The organism is Streptomyces sp. NBC_01622 (assembly GCF_045209635.1).
Classification (GTDB): domain Bacteria; phylum Actinomycetota; class Actinomycetes; order Streptomycetales; family Streptomycetaceae; genus Streptomyces.
The window spans coordinates 3,938,937-3,954,613 of record NZ_CP109293.1 but is presented as its reverse complement, the minus strand read 5'-3'; the positions used below and the strand labels follow the sequence as shown (position 1 = coordinate 3,954,613).

Sequence of the window (15,677 nt, the reverse complement as noted above, 5' to 3'; positions counted from 1 at the left end):
GTCCCGGCCCACACTCTCGGGCAGTTGTTCCAGAGCGCTGTGAGCCTAGATCAGGCGGCTTTTCTCCCAGCGGCAGAACACCCCCGTACTCCCGGGAAGCACCCGACCCGTTTCCGTGTTGACCTGCACGGAGGCGGACACCCTCCCTCTGATCGCTCACGGCGAACAACAGGTGGGGAACAATCGAAGGCGCTCAAGCATTGAGTCGGCATAGCTCAACTTGACTGCCTAAGGGGAGATCATGGCTTCGACGTCCACACCGCTCACCCTGCCCGTGCTGCCGCTCGACGACGAGGTCGTGCTGCCCGGAATGGTGGTTCCGCTGGACCTGAACGACACCGATGTACGCGCCGCCGTGGAGGCCGCCCAGGCCGCTGCCCGGTCCGAGCCCGGAAAGCCCAAGGTTCTGCTGGTGCCACGGATCGACGGGACATACGCGAGCACGGGTGTGCTCGGCACCGTCGAGCAGGTCGGCCGGCTGGCCGACGGCGACCCGGGTGCGCTGATCCGCGGCCGTAGCCGCGTGCAGATCGGCGCCGGCACCACCGGTCCCGGTGCCGCGCTCTGGGTCGAGGGCACCGCGCTCGACGAGAGCCTGCCCGAACCCCTGCCCGGCTCGGTGACCGAGCTGGTGAAGGAGTACAAGGCGCTGGCCACCGCGTGGCTGCGCAAGCGGGGGGCCTGGCAGGTCGTCGACCGCGTGCAGGCCATTGACGACGTGTCCACCCTCGCTGACAACTCCGGTTACTCACCTTTCCTCACTACCGAACAGAAGATCGAGCTGCTGGAGACCGCCGACCCGGTGGCCCGGCTGAAGCTCGCCACGCAGCACCTGCGCGACCACCTCGCCGAGCAGGACGTTGCCGAGACCATCGCCAAGGACGTGCAGGAAGGCGTCGACAAGCAGCAGCGCGAGTTCCTGCTGCGCCGCCAGCTCGAAGCCGTCCGCAAGGAGCTGCGCGAGCTGAACGGCGACTCGGCCAAGGACGGCGAGGAGTCCGACGACTACCGCGCCCGGGTCGAGGCCGCCGATCTTCCCGAGAAGGTCCGCGAGGCCGCCCTCAAGGAGGTCGACAAGCTGGAGCGGTCCTCCGACCAGTCGCCCGAGGGGTCGTGGATCCGTACGTGGCTGGACACCGTCCTCGAACTCCCGTGGAACGAGCGGACCGAGGACGAGTACGACATCCGGGGCGCCAAGGCGATCCTGGACGCCGAGCACGCCGGTCTGGAGGACGTGAAGGCGCGCATCACCGAGTACCTGGCCGTGCGCAAGCGCCGCAGCGAGCGCGGGCTGGGTGTCGTCGGCGGCCGGCGCGGTGGTGCCGTACTGGCCCTCGTCGGTCCGCCCGGTGTCGGCAAGACCTCGCTCGGCGAGTCCGTCGCGCACGCGATGGGACGGAAGTTCGTGCGGGTCGCGCTCGGCGGTGTGCGGGACGAGGCCGAGATCCGCGGTCACCGGCGTACGTACGTCGGCGCTCTGCCCGGCCGTATCGTCCGCGCCATCAAGGAGGCCGGGTCCATGAACCCGGTGGTCCTGCTGGACGAGATCGACAAGGTGGGGTCCGACTACCGGGGCGACCCGGCGGCGGCTCTGCTTGAGGTCCTCGACCCCGCGCAGAACCACACCTTCCGCGACCACTACCTGGAGGTCGAACTCGACCTGTCCGACGTCGTGTTCCTCGCGACGGCGAACGTCCTGGAGGCCATCCCCGAGGCGCTGCTCGACCGGATGGAACTGGTCCGGCTGGACGGCTACACCGAGGACGAGAAGGTCGTCATCGCCCGTGACCACCTGCTCCCGCGCCAGCTGGAGCGGGCGGGGCTCAAGGACGACGAGGTCGTCATCGACGAGAGCGCGCTGCGCAAGCTCGCCGGTGAGTACACCCGTGAGGCGGGTGTCCGCACCCTGGAGCGGTCGATCGCCCGGCTGCTGCGCAAGATCGCCGCGCAGCACGAACTGGGCGAGCGGGAGCTGCCGTTCACGGTGGCCGACGCCGATCTGCGTGGTCTGATCGGCCGGCCGCACCACGTGCCCGAGTCCGCCCAGGACCCGGCGGAGCGCCGTACGGCGGTCCCCGGTGTCGCCACCGGCCTCGCGGTCACCGGCGCGGGCGGTGACGTCCTCTACGTCGAGGCGTCGCTCGCCGACCCGGAGACGGGCGCGGCGGGTCTGACCCTGACCGGTCAGCTCGGTGACGTGATGAAGGAGAGCGCGCAGATCGCCCTGTCGTTCCTGCGCTCGCACGGCGCCGAACTGGAGCTGCCCGTCGCCGACCTGAAGGACCGGGGCGTGCACATCCACTTCCCGGCGGGTTCGGTGCCGAAGGACGGCCCGAGCGCGGGTGTCACGATGACGACCGCTCTCGCGTCGCTGCTCAGCGGCCGGCTGGTCCGTACGGACGTGGCCATGACCGGTGAGGTCTCCCTGACCGGCCGGGTCCTCCCGATCGGCGGGGTGAAGCAGAAGCTGCTCGCCGCGCACCAGGCGGGGGTCACCACGGTGATCATCCCGAAGCGCAACGAGCCCGACCTGGACGACGTCCCGGCCGAGGTCCTGGACAAGCTCGACGTCCACGCGGTGACGGACGTCCGCCAGGTCCTGGAGCTGGCCCTGTCGCCCGCGACGAACGGCGCGAGCCCGGAGGTTCCGGTGGCGGCGTGACGGACGCCACCGGTCAGGTGAAGGCCCGGGTCCCTTTTCACGAGGGGCCCGGGCCTTCGTCGTACGTAGGTCCCACCCTGCGAAATACTGGCGAAACTGCGGCGACTTTCACGATCAGGAAAGCAGAACATGGGTGCTGACGTGCACAAGGACGAGGACAGAAGCGACAGCGGGATTCCGGATCCCGATCCCGAATACCTGTCCCTGGAACGCGAGTTGACGTTCCTCTTCCGGCGGGCCCGGGCCAACCAGGGCGAGATGGCCCGTGAGGTCCATCCCGACCTGGAGTCCGCCGCGTACGGCCTGCTGGTCCGGCTGGACGAGTACGGGCGGCAGCGGGCCACCGAACTCGCCGCCTACATCGGCGTCGGCAAGGCCACCATGTCCCGCCAACTGCGCGCCCTGGAGGAGCTGGGCCTGATCTCCCGCGAGCCGGACCCGGCGGACGGCCGCGCCTGGCTGGTCGACCTCACGGACGAGGGCCGGCGCCGCGTCGCACACGTCCGCGAGGCCCGGCGGGCCCGCTACGTCAGCCAGCTCTCCCACTGGGACCGCCGGGAGGTCGCCGAACTCGCCCGGCTGCTCCACCAGTTGAACGGCGTCATGGAGAAGTGAGGGAGGCGCGGAAGCAAGGGCTCACAGCTCTGCGTACACGACCGTCGCGTCGTCGTGCGTCTTTCTCCGGCGCAGATACGCCCGCGTCTCCGCGTCGGCCCGCTCCAGCGCCCGCACCCGGCTCACCAGCTCGGCCGCGCCCTCCTTCCGGACGAGAGCGAGGCACTCCGCCCAGTCGCCCTTGCCGAACTTCTCCACCCACCTCGTCGCCCCGTCCGTCAGGGCGGCGAGGGCGCGGACCTCGGTGCGGGGGAGCGTGCCCGTCACCGCCCGTTCCGCGGCCGACGGATCGGCGGCGGCCGTGAAGAAGCCGCCCTCCTTGTTACGGAGCGTGGCGTCGATCAGCTCGTCCGTGGCGCGAGCGGCGCGCGGCAGGCGCGAGAGGCGGTCGTCCAGTACGGCGGTCACCTCGCCGGCCGGGGAGTCGACGAGCAGGGCGGAGTCCGAAAGGACCAGATATTCGATCTCCCGCGGGGACCAGCGGGCCAGCACCACCGTTGCCTGAGGGGTGCGTGGGTGAGAAAGGTCACAGGTGGTGGAATGGGCCTCGGATGTTCGGAGGATCGCCCGGGAGAGAATCTCCGCCAGAGTCAGATCCCGGCAGGAAACGGTCAGTTCGGTCAGTGCGCCGCCCAGCCGCGCGGTGTACCAGGGGACCGGATGCAGACAGCCCGTCTCCCCCCTCGGCGGGGTCACTCCGTCCAGGACGATCAGCGAACCGCCCTGTCCCGAGGCCGGTAGGCCGACGCTCGCGAAGTCCTCGTTGGGGCGGTTCGGGTCACCGGGCTCCGACACAAGTTCCGTACGCATTCGGCCAGTCTGCACGACCTCTTCACAGGCCCCGCAAAAGCTTGGCACTGGTTACCGAATCGGCGCAGCCCCGCAGGTCAGACGCCTGGTTTGGGCTGGAATGGATCACTCCGGGAATGCGTGGCGGCGAATCCTGCCAAAGCCCGCCGCTCACGTCCAACCGGCGCGGCCCACAAGGCCGCAGGACGGGCCGGCGGAACTTGCCCGCCAACTCCCCAACGGGGTTCACTCCTTCGGGTGGCGGCCCGGACGATGCGCGACCGCTGCCCACCGGCACTGGGAGGGTCGCCGTACCGGGATGACGGAGCGTCACCCGGCCCCATGGGTATCACGATCAGGAATGCGAGCACCGGTGCAGAAAAAGCGGCCTCGGCGCACAGGCAAGCAGACGGCCCCTCAGGGGGGCGCCACCGGTGCCGTCACGCCCGATCCCGCGGGCAAGGGGCGCAGCACCCACGTCCGCAACCGGCTCATCGTCGCCGTGGCCGTGGTGGCCGCCGCCATCGCCGCGGCCGGTGTCCCCTCCCTCATCACCGCCTCCGGCCAACTCCACGACTCCCAGGACCTGGTGACGCTCGCCGAGCAGACCCAGGACGCCCTGTCGCTGGCCCACTCGCTCGCCGACGAGCGGGACGAGGTCACCTCCTACATCGCCGCCGGGCGCCCCAAGTCCCAGGCCCCCGACGAGGACCGCAGCGCCCGCGTCGACCGGCAGGTCGAGGAACTGCGCGCCGACACCGACATCTCCGGCGCGCTGCGCTCGGACCTCGACGACGTCGCCGCCGTACGACGGGCCGCGCTCACCGGCCAGAGCAGCGCCCTGGAGGCGCATGTCGCCTACTCCGGCGCCATCACCGAACTGCACCGGCTCGCTGAGCAGTTGGCCGAGCAGATGCCGCCGCGGGCCGGCTCCGGCGCCTACGCGCTCGCCGAACTCGACGCCGCCGTCCAGCAGGCCGCCGCCGCCCGCGGACTGCTGCTGGCCGCACTGAACGTGCCGACCAGCACCAAGACGGTCATCAGTACCATCACCGGCCTCCCCGTCACCGAGACCACCTCGACGGACGCCCAGACCAAACAGCGCGACGCCCTCAGCGCCGCCGCCCAGCAGGCCCGGCTGCGCTCCGACGCCGCCCTCGCCGACTTCCGGGAGACCGCGCCGAAGACGGCCGTGGCGGGCTACGACTCCACGGTCACCGGACCCGAGGTCAACTCCGCCGAGAAGTACCTCGCCTCCCTCACCGGCCAACCCACGCTGTCCGACAGCGAGTTGGACACCAGCAGCAAGAAACTCGACGCGGTGCTCTCCGCCCGGGTCGACCTGATGCGCGGCGAGGAGTCCGCCCTCTACGAGCACCGCTCCAAGGACCTCGCCCAGCTGCGCGACGACGACGTCACCGCGCTGGAGCTGCGCGTCGCGATCATCGGCGCCCTCATGCTGCTCGCCGTCGGCATCGCCACCGCCATGGCCCGCACGCTGACCCGCCCGCTGTCGGTACTGCGCCGCGGCTCGGCCCGGCTGGCCGGCGCCGAGGACCCGGCGGCCGAGGAAGCCATCAAGTTCACCGGCCGCAACGACGAGTTCGCCCAGGTCGTCCGCTCGGTCAACTCCCTGCACGCGCACGCCGTCGCTCTCCACGAACGCATCGCCACCCTGGAGGCCGACCGCAAGCACCTGGTCGGCCAGCGCCAGCGGATGGCCGACGCCCGCGAGGAACTCCGCGCCGAAGTCACCGACTCCACCGACCAGTTGGAGCGCCTGCGCACCAGCATCGGCGGCACCTTCGTCAACCTCGCGCTGCGCACCCTCGGCCTCGTCGAGCGCCAACTCGCCGTCATCGAGGGCCTGGAGGAGCGAGAACAGGACCCCGACCGCCTCTCCACCCTCTTCAAGCTCGACCACTTCGCCACGGTCATGCGCCGGCACAGCGAGAACCTCCTCGTCCTCGCCGGCACCGAACACGTCCAGCAGCACGCGGGCCCGGTCCCGCTCGTCGACGTCGTCCGGGCCGCCGTCAGCGAGATCGAACGCTACGAACGCGTCCGCATCTCCGCGCTCCCGCCCCACGCCCACGTGGCCGGCTTCGCCGCCGACGACCTGAGCCACCTGCTCGCCGAACTCATGGAGAACGCCAGCTCGTTCTCCCCGCCGGACGCCCCCGTCGAGATCTCCGGCTGGCTCCTGGAGAACGGCGAGGTCATGCTCTCCGTCCAGGACGAGGGCATCGGCATGACCGACGACCGTATGACCCGCCTCAACACCCGCCTCACCGAGTTCGACCCGGACTCCCCCTACGACCAGGAGGGCGAGGAGGGCCTCGGCCTCGGCCTGTACGTCGTCGCCCGCCTGGCCCACCGCCACGGCGTCCGCGTCCAGCTTCGCGACCAGAAACAGGGCGGCATCGCGGCGGTCGTGGTCCTGCCCGGCCCCCTCCTCGCGGCGGCCCCGATGACGGCCGTACCGACGTCCTCACCGGCGGCCGGGACCACCCACTCCTACTCCCTGCCCGGCGCAGCCGCCGAGGTGAACTCCAACGTCCTGCACAGCCGTTCGAAGCCGGACGAGGACCCTCTCGTCGCGCTGGCGGAGAAAGCGGTACGGGAGACCCCGGCCGAGACGACGATGGAACTCCTGCTGCCACTGGCGACGGAGAACGCGGCAGCCGCCGACGGCGAGGGCGCCTCACAGGGGCCACCCGCACCCGACAACGAAAGCGTCACGGGCGGTGCGCGTGGGAGCGAGGCCATGGCCGACGGCGAAGCCGAGGCCGAGCACACACGGGCGGACGAGGACCCCGTCACCGACAAGGGTCTCCCCAAGCGCACCCCAAAGATCACCCAACCCGCACAAGCCCCGCGCCAGCGAACCGGCACCGTAGACGCCGAAGCCCTGCGCCGCAGACTCGGCGGCTTCCGCGCCGGAGCCTCCGCCGGCTACCGCGACGTAGAAGCGGAGATCGCCGAACGGACCGGCCAGAACCCGGTCCCGGCACCCCGCGGCGCGACCGCACCATCCGAAGAAGCCACGGGGGGCACCGTCGAGGAGGCAAGCAGTTGACCGCGCCCAGTACCTTCGGACTGAGCAGTGAAGCCCGCAACCTGCACTGGCTGCTGAGCAACCTCGTCGAGGAGGTGTCCGGCATCCAGTCGGTCGCGGTCGTCTCCTCCGACGGCCTGCTGCTCCTCTCCTCCGACCCGCACAGAAACGATCAGGCCAGAGAGGCCCTCGAAACCAGGCGCACCGGCCCGCGCGGCTCCTCCGCCGACCTCGCCACCATCGTCTCCGGCATCGGCAGCCTCACCATCGGTGCCGCCAAGCTGATGGACTCGGGCCCGGTGAAGCACACCATGGTCGCGATGGAGGAGGGCAGCCTGTTCGTGATGTCGATCAGCGACGGTTCGCTGCTCGGTGTGCACGGCTCCGGGGACTGCGACATGAGCGTCGTGTCGTACCACATGGCGCTCTTCGTCGGCCGCGCCGGCCATGTGCTGACCCCCGAGCTCCGCAGCGAGCTGCGGAAATCCCTCGAAGACGCGTCCGCGGAGAGTGCCCGATGACCGGCGGCGGCAGTACGCCGAACACGCTGCCCGTGCGCGGCGGCGACCGCAAACCCGCCCGGGTGCGCCCCTACTCGCTCACCGGCGGCCGTACCCGCTTCGGACATGTCCTCCTGGTGGAGACCTTCGTGGCGGCGCTCGAAGCCCCGGAGGAACGCAGGGAGTTGACGAACGGGTCGCTCAACACCCGGGTCATGCCGGAGATGCGCGCCATCGTCGAACTCTGCCGCCGTATGCGCACGGTGGCCGAGATCGCCGCGCTGCTGAAGATGCCGCTCGGCGTGGTCCGCGTGCTCCTGAGCGATCTCGCGGACCAGGGAAAGATCCGTGTGTACGGAACCGGGACCGGTCACGGCCCGGGCCGTCCTGACCGCGCTCTGCTGGAAAGGGTGCTGAGTGGACTCCGTCGTCTCTGACGCCGCCGCCTACGGCGTCTCCCCGCTCCTCGACGACGAGGAGCAGCCGCGGGCCTGGCAGTTGGACCGCACCCGCGCGCCGGTCGCCACGAAGATCGTGGTGGCCGGTGGTTTCGGCGCCGGCAAGACCACCATGGTCGGCGCCGTCTCCGAGATCCAGCCCCTCCAGACGGAGGCGCTGATGACCGAGGCCGGCGAGGACACCGACGACCTCACGGGCACCCCGGAGAAGACGACCACCACGGTCGCCATGGACTACGGCCGCCTCACCCTCGACGACGACCTGGTGCTCTACCTGTTCGGTACGCCGGGCCAGCAGCGGTTCTGGTTCATGTGGGACGACCTGGTGCGCGGGGCCATTGGCGCCGTCGTCCTCGCCGACACCCGCCGCCTCAAGGACTGCTTCCCCGCGCTGGACTACTTCGAGAGCTGCGGTCTGCCGTACGTCGTCGCGGTCAACCACTTCGCCGGCAGCGAGCGGTTCGACCCGGAGGATGTGCGGGAGGCATTGACGATTCCCCCACACATACCTGTAATGATCATGGATGCGCGGCGGCGGATTTCGGCCATCGAGACTCTGCTCGCGCTCGTCGCCCACGCGCTGGACGTCACCCCCGAGTAGTCCCCGAGCAGTCCTCGACCACGATTGGTCGCGACCAAGGAGCCACCACCCGTATGCGGAAGATACTCGTCGTCGGAGCCGGCCAGTCCGGGCTCCAACTCGCCCTCGGACTCCAGTCGCACGGGTACGAGGTCACCCTGATGTCCAACCGGACGGCGGACGAGATCCGTTCCGGGCGGGTCATGTCGACGCAGTGCATGTTCACCACGGCACTGCGGCACGAGCGCGATCTCCAGCTGAACTTCTGGGAGTCCCAGGCCCCGAAGATCGAAGGACTCGGCGTCTCGGTCGCCGCCCCCGGCTCGCACGACCCGGGGCCGACACAGCGCGCGATCGACTGGGTGGGCAGGCTCGACGGGTACGCGCAGTCGGTCGACCAGCGGGTCAAGATGGCCGGCTGGATGGAGACGTTCGCCCAGCGCGGCGGCCAACTGGTCATCCACGGCGCGGCGGTCGGCGACCTCGACTACTTCTCCCGCACGTACGACCTCGTCCTCGTCTCGGCCGGCAAGGGCGAGCTGGTGTCGATGTTCGCCCGCGACCCGGAGCGCTCCCCGTACACCGAGCCGCAGCGCGCGCTCGCGGTCTCCTACGTCCACGGTCTGGGCCCGCGTCCCGAGCACCCGGAGTACGACGCGGTCCGCTGCAACCTGGTGCCGGGCGTGGGCGAGTTGTTCGTCATGCCGACGCTCACCACCTCCGGCCGCGCCGACATACTGTTCTGGGAAGGCATACCCGGCGGCCCCCTCGACGTCTTCAACGGCGTCAAGGACCCGGGCGAGCACCTCTCCCTGACCCTGGAACTCATGGAGAAGTTCACGCCCTGGGAGTACGAGCGGGCGCGGAACGTCGAACTCACGGATGCCGGCGGCACGTTGGCCGGGCGCTATGCGCCCACGGTCCGCAACCCGGTCGGCCAACTCCCCGGCGGCGGGCTGGTGCTGGGCGTCGCCGACGTCGTCGTCGCCAACGACCCGATCACCGGGCAGGGTTCCAACTCCGCGGCCAAGTGCGCCGCTTCGTACCTCGCGTCGATCCTCGAACAAGGGGAGAAGGAGTTCGACGGGGACTGGATGCGGGCCACGTTCGAGCGGTACTGGGACACCGCGCAGCACGTCACCAAGTGGACCAACGCGATGCTCGGTCCGCCGCCGGAGCACATTCTCAACCTCATTGGCGCGGCCGGGCAGTTGCAGCCGGTGGCTGATCGGTTCGCCAACGGGTTCGACGATCCGGCCGATTTTGAGAACTTCTTCTATGAGCCGGAGAAGACGGGTGCGTACCTGGCTTCTGTGGCGGCCTAGGCTGCGGGCTCGTCGTGGCTGGTCGCGCAGTTCCCCGCGCCCCTTCAGGGGCGCTCGTCTGGGCGTACGGCTCCTAGGATCGGGTAGCTCGCGATCGGCGACACCTGGATCTTCTCGCCTGTGCGCGGAGCCTGGACGATCTTTCCGTCACCCAAATACATTGCCACGTGTGTTGCCTTGGGGAAGTAGATCACCAGGTCGCCGGGGCGCAGCTCCTTCAGTGGGACTCTGGGGAGTTGCGCCCATTGTTCTTCACTGGTCCTCGGGATCGAGGTGCCCGCGTGACCCCATGCCTCCGAAGTCAGGCCCGAACAGTCGTACGTCTTCGGGCCCTCCGCGCCCCACTCGTACGGTTTGCCGATCTGCTGGACGGCGTAGCGGAGGGCTCGGTCGCCGGAGCGCGAGGATTCGCGGTCGTCGGTGCCCAGGGCGCCCGAAGTGACCAGTTTCTGCTGGGCCTTGTCGACGTCGGTCTTCTCGAAGGCGGCGAGGGCGGTGAGTTGGCCGGGGGTGAGGGAGGTGAGGAGCTTCTCTACGTCGGACAGGCGCTTGCGTACGTCGTCGCGGTCCTTCTTCTGCCGTGCGGCCAGGGTGAGTTGGGTGTCGAGGGCCTTGCGGGCCGCGCGGGCCAGACCGTCGCTCTTCTTCTCGCTGCCGACCAGCCGGCCCACCGTCTCGGCCCGCACCCGCGCCAACTGGCCGATGACATGGCCCTCGTCGAGCGCGTGCTGCGGATCGCGCGCGAGCAGGAGGCGGACGTACGGCGAGAGGGCCGTGCTGCTCTGGTACTGCTCCCGGGCCAGCCGTCCGGCGGCGCCGCGGCTGTCGTGGAGGGAGAGGCGGGCGCGGGCGAGTTCGGAGTCGAGGCGGTCGACCTCCGCGCGCTGCTTGTTCAGCTTCTCCTCGGTGGCGTTGTACGTCTCCGTGGCCTGCTCGGCGTCCCGGTACAGCGTCTGAAGGTCCGTCAGTAGCTCGGCCACGGGCCGCTGCCCGGGTGCCTGCGGATCGGGTACGGCCGCGGCGGGCAGCGGTGCGAGGACGGTGGCGGCCGCCACCGCCGCCGTACAGACCAGACGCAGAAGCCTTCCTGACACGTCATCACCTCCGGTGCGCGGCGGCACTTCCGCCCCGCATCGTGAGCATCAGACGGGGGCGCCGGGTCCGCGCGCCGGGTGTGCGCGGTTCGGCGCAACATGGTCACCCGTGGGTGTCGTCCGGCTTGCCGCCCGGCGTGGCGTCTGGTGCGGGATCTGGCGCGGGCTCCGGCTTGGACCACGGCCACCGCAGACCGCCGCCGCGCCTGCCCTCGGGGTCGAACTCGTACTTCCAGCCCTTGGGGAGCTTGAGCCGCTTGCTGTGTGCCCTGGGCACCCGGCGGTAGACGAGGATCGTGGGCGGGCCGCCGGCGTCGTCGGGGACCGGGATGCGGTAGGTCTTCGGCGGGTTCCCGGTGGGTCCGACCAGCACCGGCAGGGAGCGCCCGTCCATCGGGCCGCCCTCGAACGGGGTCTCTTCGCTCTTCACGCCACCAGTGTCAGCCATCCGTCGCGAGCGCCCGGACAAGCCCGGCGGTCTGCGGGTCCCGGCGGGCCGTCACCGACAGCACCGCCGCGAACTGCTCGACCAGCCAGTCCCGCAGCTCGTCGGCGGGCGGCTGCTTGTCCTCGTCGAGCCAGATGAGGGAGGCCGCCTCGACGGCCGTGATCCACATCCGTACGGTCATCCGCAGCCGCGGACCCGGTTCGGCGACGCCGAGATGGCTGAGGATGTGCACGGCGGCGGCCCGGCGTACGCCGTCCACGATGGCCGTCGTGCGGGAGGTCTCCACGACGCTGCCGCCCTGGAGCAGGGCGCTGAAACCGGCGTCGTGCTGGTCGACGAAGCCGAGGTAGCGGTCGAGGGCGCGGGCGAGGCGGGGGAGGAGCGGGCCCTCGCGGGGTTCGTCGAAGCACTGCTGGAGTTCCTCGGCGGCGGAGCGCAGGGCAGCTTCGTAGAGCTGTTGCTTGCCGCCCGGGAAGTACCGGTACACCAGGGGTCGGGAGACGCCGGCCGCCTCCGCCACGTCGTCGAGGGACACCTCTTCGGGGGCGCGGTGCGCGAAGAGGGTGAGAGCGGCTTCGAGGAGTTGGCTGCGGCGCTCTTCGACGGTGAGACGGCGGTAGGCGGGGGTGGAGGCGGCGGGGGGCATGGGTGCAGGGTAGTCGGGCGGTTGCGGGTCGGTGGGGGCTGGTCGCGCCCACGCGGCGGAGCCGCAAATCGATACAGCCCCGCGCCCCTTACTGGAAAGCGCCTCAGCTGGTCCGGCCTTTTAGGGGCGCGGGGAACTGCGCGACCGGCCCCCACCGGCCCGCACTCTGAACTCAAGCCAGCAACCCGGACGCTTTCCACAGCCGTCGCCCGACACCCCGCAGCACCCCGATGTCGTCCAAGAAGTCCGTCAGCTTCTTGGACCCCGTCTGCATGACCTCCCGCCGATGCCCACTCGCCCGCACCTGAGCCACCGCCTCCCGCCGATCGAGCCCCACATTCGTGTACACCTCGGGATTCACGAAGGCGATCGAGAAGATCCGCGCGAACTCACCCGACGTGACCCGCGTGAACTCCTGGGACCACCGGGGCGCGGTGACCATCTGACGCCTCAACTCCTCCCGGGCGTACCGGACATGACGCGCCTCCTCCACCACATGGATACGCGTCACGCCCCGCACCAACGGCTGCACCCGCTCGTCCGGAAACGTCAACCTCTGCATCCAGTCGAGGACTTCCTCCCCGAGCAGCGTCGCGGTGAAGGAACCGGGCGTGGTGGAGACCGTCTTGAACAGCCGCCCCAGGTTCTGGTGGGCTCGGCTCACCGGATACCAGGGCGCGTCCCCGCGGGAGATCAGCCGCGCGAACATCTTCGAGTGCCGGCACTCGTCCTCGATCTCGGTGAGCGCGTAGCGCACATGCGCACTCGTCGCCGCCTTGTCGTAGATGTGCCGCACGAGCAGCTGCATCAGGATCAGCTCGAACCAGATACCGAGCGAGGCGAGCGCCGCGGCCTCGTGCTGGGAGAGCAGGATCCGCTGTTCCTCGCCCATCCGCCGCCACAGCGGGGTGTCGTAGAGCGACACCAGTTCCGGCGGCCAGAACCACTTGCCGTCCTCGTAGGGCGCGTCCCAGTCGAGTTCCTTGTCAGGGTCGAAGGAGTGCCTGGCGGAGGAGGCGAGCAGCCGTTCGGCCACCTGCTCGCGGTCCTTGAGCAGGCCGAGCGCGTCGCGCAGCCCGTCGACCGCGTCGGCTTCGGTCAGGGTCGTCATGGTTCTCCCACCTCGCACGTCGGCGTGTTACCCGGGGTCACATCCTCCGAAGTCTTATGAGACTGCTTGTCAGCAAGCTCGTCAATCCCTCCGCTCGCAAGTTCTGCATATTCCGCATGTACGGTGCTGGCGTGTCCATGCCTCCGCCGCCGCAGCCGCCGCCGTATCCCCAACAGCCCCACCCCCAGCAGCCGTACCCGCAACAGAGCCCTCAACAGCCGTATCCCTCACAGCAGTTCGGACCCCCGCAGCCCTACGGCCAGCCTGCCTACGGTCAACAGCCCTACGCCCAGGCCCCGTACGGCGAGCAGCAGCCCTACGGCTGGGGTGCCCCTCCGCCCGCGTTCCCGCCGCCCCCGAAGAAGCGCGGTACCGGGTTCGTGCTGGGGATCGTCGGTGGGGTGCTCGGTGTGGCGGTGGTGATCTTCATGGCTGTCGTGCTGACGGTCGGAAGCCAGTCCGCCACCGGGTTTCCCGAGGCGAACTTCGTGCTGACGCTGCCCAAGACGCTGGTCGACGGCCGCTTCGAACTCGCCGACGACCTCTCGGACACCGAGGGGCAGAAGATCGAGCAGGAGGCGGACGGCGCCTGGGACGCCAAGGACACCGTGGGTGTCGTCGGCACCTACGCCCTGAACGGCGACGCGACCAAGGGCACGCTGGCGGTGTCGGGGATGTACGGCCTGTTCAAGAACACGGACGAGGCCCGCGAGGGCATGCTGAAGGGTGCCGGTGAGGCCGACGGGGTGACCGTGGCCGTACCGCGCAAGGACTTCGTCGAGGGCGGGGTCACGGTCTCCTGCGAGGTGCTCAGCCAGAAGAAGCTCAGCGTCACCGTCACCTATCCGACCTGCGCCTGGGCCGACGGCAACACCGCCGCCGCCGTCGCCTGGACCACAGCTGCGACCCTCTCCCAGGACCCCTCGGACGTCGACCTGGCCTTCTCCGCGAAGATGACCCTCCAGGTCCGCTCGGAGACCAGGAAGGCCAAGTGACCCCGGCCCGCCGCAGTCTGGAGGGCCTCGCCCTCGGCGACGCGTTCGGCGAGCGCTGGTTCCCGCTCTTCCGTGAACCCCGTCAGGCCTACGACGAGGTCCGCGCCCGGCGCACCCCGGAGGAACCGGAGTGGCACTGGACGGACGACACGGCGATGGCCCTCGGCATCCTCCGGGTGCTCGACGAGCACGGCGAGATCCGACAGGAGCCCCTGGCCCGGGCCTTCGCGCTCGGCTACGACGTCGACCCGGCCCGGGGGTACGGCCACGGCATGCACCAGTTGCTGCCCCTGCTGCTCCAGGAGCCGCACCGCTGGCGGGAGTTGGCGCGCGAACTGTTCGACGGCCAGGGCAGCCTCGGCAACGGTGCCGCGATGCGTGCCGCTCCGCTGGGCGCGTGGTTCCACGACAACCTCGACCGTGTCGTGACGCAGGCGACCCTGTCCGCCGAGGTCACCCACGCCCACCCGGAGGGCATCGCCGGCGCGGTCGCCGTGGCCGTCGCCGCCGCGCTCTCCGTACGGCGGGAGCTGACCCTGGAGGCGGTGGCGGCGCGGACGCCCGACAGCGCCGTGCGGGATGGGCTGGTGCGGGCCGTCGAAGTGCCGTTCGCCACCGAGCCGTGGCGGGCCTCCGACCTCCTCGGCAACGGTCAGCGCATCCGCGCCGACGACACCGTCCCCTTCGCCGTCTGGTCGGCCGCCCGGCATCCGGACGATCTGGCCTCCGCCCTGTGGACCACCGCGGAGGGCTTCGGCGACGTCGACACGACCTGTGCCATCACCGGCGGCATCGTGGCCGCCCGGACAGGGCTCGACGGCGTGCCGCAGGACTGGCTGCGACGCCGCGAGCCCCTGCCCGGTCCCGGGATCTAGACCGAACAGCCCAGCCCCTCCGGGATGTTGACCGGCGCGGTCGGCTCCGCGCCCTGGGGCGGGAACGACGTCCGCAGGGTGAACGCGTACGGGGTCGGGCCGTGGGCGCGGAGGTGGAGGAGGCGTTCCTCCGCCTCCGCCACTGTCGGGCGGTGGCCCGCCGGGACCCACCACAGGGCCGTCATCGCCTCCCGCATCCGCTCGAACCACTCGCGGCGGCGGGCCAGCAACTCCCGGTGCCGGCCCTGGTACATGAACGCGGTCAGGGCGTTCGTGTCGCGCCACACCGACATGTTGATGATCAGCCAGTCGTCGCCGAGGACGGGGACGTCGGTCGCGTTGCCGGAGTCGGACTGGAGGCGCCACACGAAGCCCTCGGCCGCATCGGCGACGGCGTTGACGGGGTCGAGGGCGTCCACGAAGTCCTTCAACTCCGATGAATCCAGCGGGAATTGGAGGCGGCCGATGTTGACCTGGGCGAGTTCGTACGCGGGTACTGTCAACGGCTCAGTCATGAACCG

Annotated in this window: 15 protein-coding genes; 9 read left to right on the top strand and 6 right to left on the bottom strand. The window is 70.4% G+C overall.

The window, feature by feature from the left end; translation table 11 throughout:
• The first annotated feature begins 241 nt into the window (after positions 1 to 241).
• Both lon and OH768_RS17610 read left to right on the top strand, forming a co-directional pair.
• Positions 242 to 2,662 carry an endopeptidase La gene (gene lon / locus OH768_RS17615; protein ID WP_406454691.1) on the top strand — a complete coding sequence of 807 codons (2,421 nt, stop codon included), beginning with the start codon at positions 242 to 244 and terminating at the stop codon, positions 2,660 to 2,662.
• A 129-nt stretch (positions 2,663 to 2,791) separates the two neighbouring features.
• Positions 2,792 to 3,277, top strand: coding sequence for a MarR family winged helix-turn-helix transcriptional regulator (locus tag OH768_RS17610; protein ID WP_200711863.1), 486 nt, complete (start codon positions 2,792 to 2,794; stop codon positions 3,275 to 3,277).
• 21 nt (positions 3,278 to 3,298) lie between these two features.
• Here the strand turns inward: OH768_RS17610 and OH768_RS17605 are convergent, their stop codons facing one another.
• Positions 3,299 to 4,087 carry a protein phosphatase 2C domain-containing protein gene (locus OH768_RS17605; RefSeq protein ID WP_406454689.1) on the bottom strand — a complete coding sequence of 263 codons (789 nt, stop codon included), beginning with the start codon at positions 4,085 to 4,087 and terminating at the stop codon, positions 3,299 to 3,301.
• Between the two features lie 352 nt (positions 4,088 to 4,439).
• Between OH768_RS17605 and OH768_RS17600 the strand changes: the two genes are divergently transcribed.
• From OH768_RS17600 to OH768_RS17580, 5 genes are read left to right on the top strand one after another with little or no spacing between them, the layout of a single operon-like run.
• Entirely contained in the window at positions 4,440 to 7,145 is a 2,706-nt protein-coding gene (locus OH768_RS17600) for a nitrate- and nitrite sensing domain-containing protein (protein ID WP_406454687.1), read from the top strand.
• Positions 7,142 to 7,645 (top strand): roadblock/LC7 domain-containing protein, encoded by a 504-nt coding sequence (locus OH768_RS17595; RefSeq protein ID WP_406454685.1) that lies wholly within the window; start codon positions 7,142 to 7,144, stop codon positions 7,643 to 7,645. The genes OH768_RS17600 and OH768_RS17595 overlap by 4 nt, the downstream gene beginning before the upstream one ends.
• Complete coding sequence (locus tag OH768_RS17590; protein WP_406454683.1) at positions 7,642 to 8,061, top strand: DUF742 domain-containing protein; 420 nt, start codon at positions 7,642 to 7,644, stop codon at positions 8,059 to 8,061. Before OH768_RS17595 ends, OH768_RS17590 begins: the two co-directional genes overlap by 4 nt.
• Entirely contained in the window at positions 8,042 to 8,683 is a 642-nt protein-coding gene (locus OH768_RS17585) for a GTP-binding protein (protein ID WP_406454681.1), read from the top strand. Before OH768_RS17590 ends, OH768_RS17585 begins: the two co-directional genes overlap by 20 nt.
• 53 nt (positions 8,684 to 8,736) lie before the next feature.
• On the top strand, positions 8,737 to 9,987 hold the full coding sequence (locus OH768_RS17580) for a styrene monooxygenase/indole monooxygenase family protein (RefSeq protein ID WP_406454679.1): 1,251 nt from the start codon (positions 8,737 to 8,739) through the stop codon (positions 9,985 to 9,987).
• A 44-nt stretch (positions 9,988 to 10,031) separates the two neighbouring features.
• Here the strand turns inward: OH768_RS17580 and OH768_RS17575 are convergent, their stop codons facing one another.
• The 4 genes from OH768_RS17575 to OH768_RS17560 form a co-directional block, all read right to left on the bottom strand.
• Positions 10,032 to 11,081 (bottom strand): C40 family peptidase, encoded by a 1,050-nt coding sequence (locus tag OH768_RS17575; protein ID WP_406454677.1) that lies wholly within the window; start codon positions 11,079 to 11,081, stop codon positions 10,032 to 10,034.
• A gap of 103 nt (positions 11,082 to 11,184) precedes the next feature.
• Positions 11,185 to 11,511 carry a hypothetical protein gene (locus tag OH768_RS17570; protein ID WP_406454675.1) on the bottom strand — a complete coding sequence of 109 codons (327 nt, stop codon included), beginning with the start codon at positions 11,509 to 11,511 and terminating at the stop codon, positions 11,185 to 11,187.
• A 10-nt stretch (positions 11,512 to 11,521) separates the two neighbouring features.
• Positions 11,522 to 12,175 (bottom strand): TetR/AcrR family transcriptional regulator, encoded by a 654-nt coding sequence (locus tag OH768_RS17565; protein WP_406454673.1) that lies wholly within the window; start codon positions 12,173 to 12,175, stop codon positions 11,522 to 11,524.
• Positions 12,176 to 12,347: 172 nt separating this feature from the next.
• A complete protein-coding gene (locus tag OH768_RS17560; RefSeq protein ID WP_406454671.1) occupies positions 12,348 to 13,286 on the bottom strand; it encodes a diiron oxygenase in 939 nt (312 codons plus the stop codon).
• Positions 13,287 to 13,423: 137 nt separating this feature from the next.
• Between OH768_RS17560 and OH768_RS17555 the strand changes: the two genes are divergently transcribed.
• Together OH768_RS17555 and OH768_RS17550 are read left to right on the top strand one after the other, a co-directional pair.
• Complete coding sequence (locus OH768_RS17555; protein WP_406465316.1) at positions 13,424 to 14,281, top strand: hypothetical protein; 858 nt, start codon at positions 13,424 to 13,426, stop codon at positions 14,279 to 14,281.
• Entirely contained in the window at positions 14,278 to 15,156 is an 879-nt protein-coding gene (locus OH768_RS17550; protein WP_406454669.1) for an ADP-ribosylglycohydrolase family protein, read from the top strand. Before OH768_RS17555 ends, OH768_RS17550 begins: the two co-directional genes overlap by 4 nt.
• Here OH768_RS17550 and OH768_RS17545 read toward each other — a convergent pair.
• Entirely contained in the window at positions 15,153 to 15,671 is a 519-nt protein-coding gene (locus OH768_RS17545) for a DUF3291 domain-containing protein (RefSeq protein WP_406454667.1), read from the bottom strand. The two genes, OH768_RS17550 and OH768_RS17545, sit on opposite strands and share 4 nt — an antisense overlap.
• Positions 15,672 to 15,677: the final 6 nt, after the last annotated feature.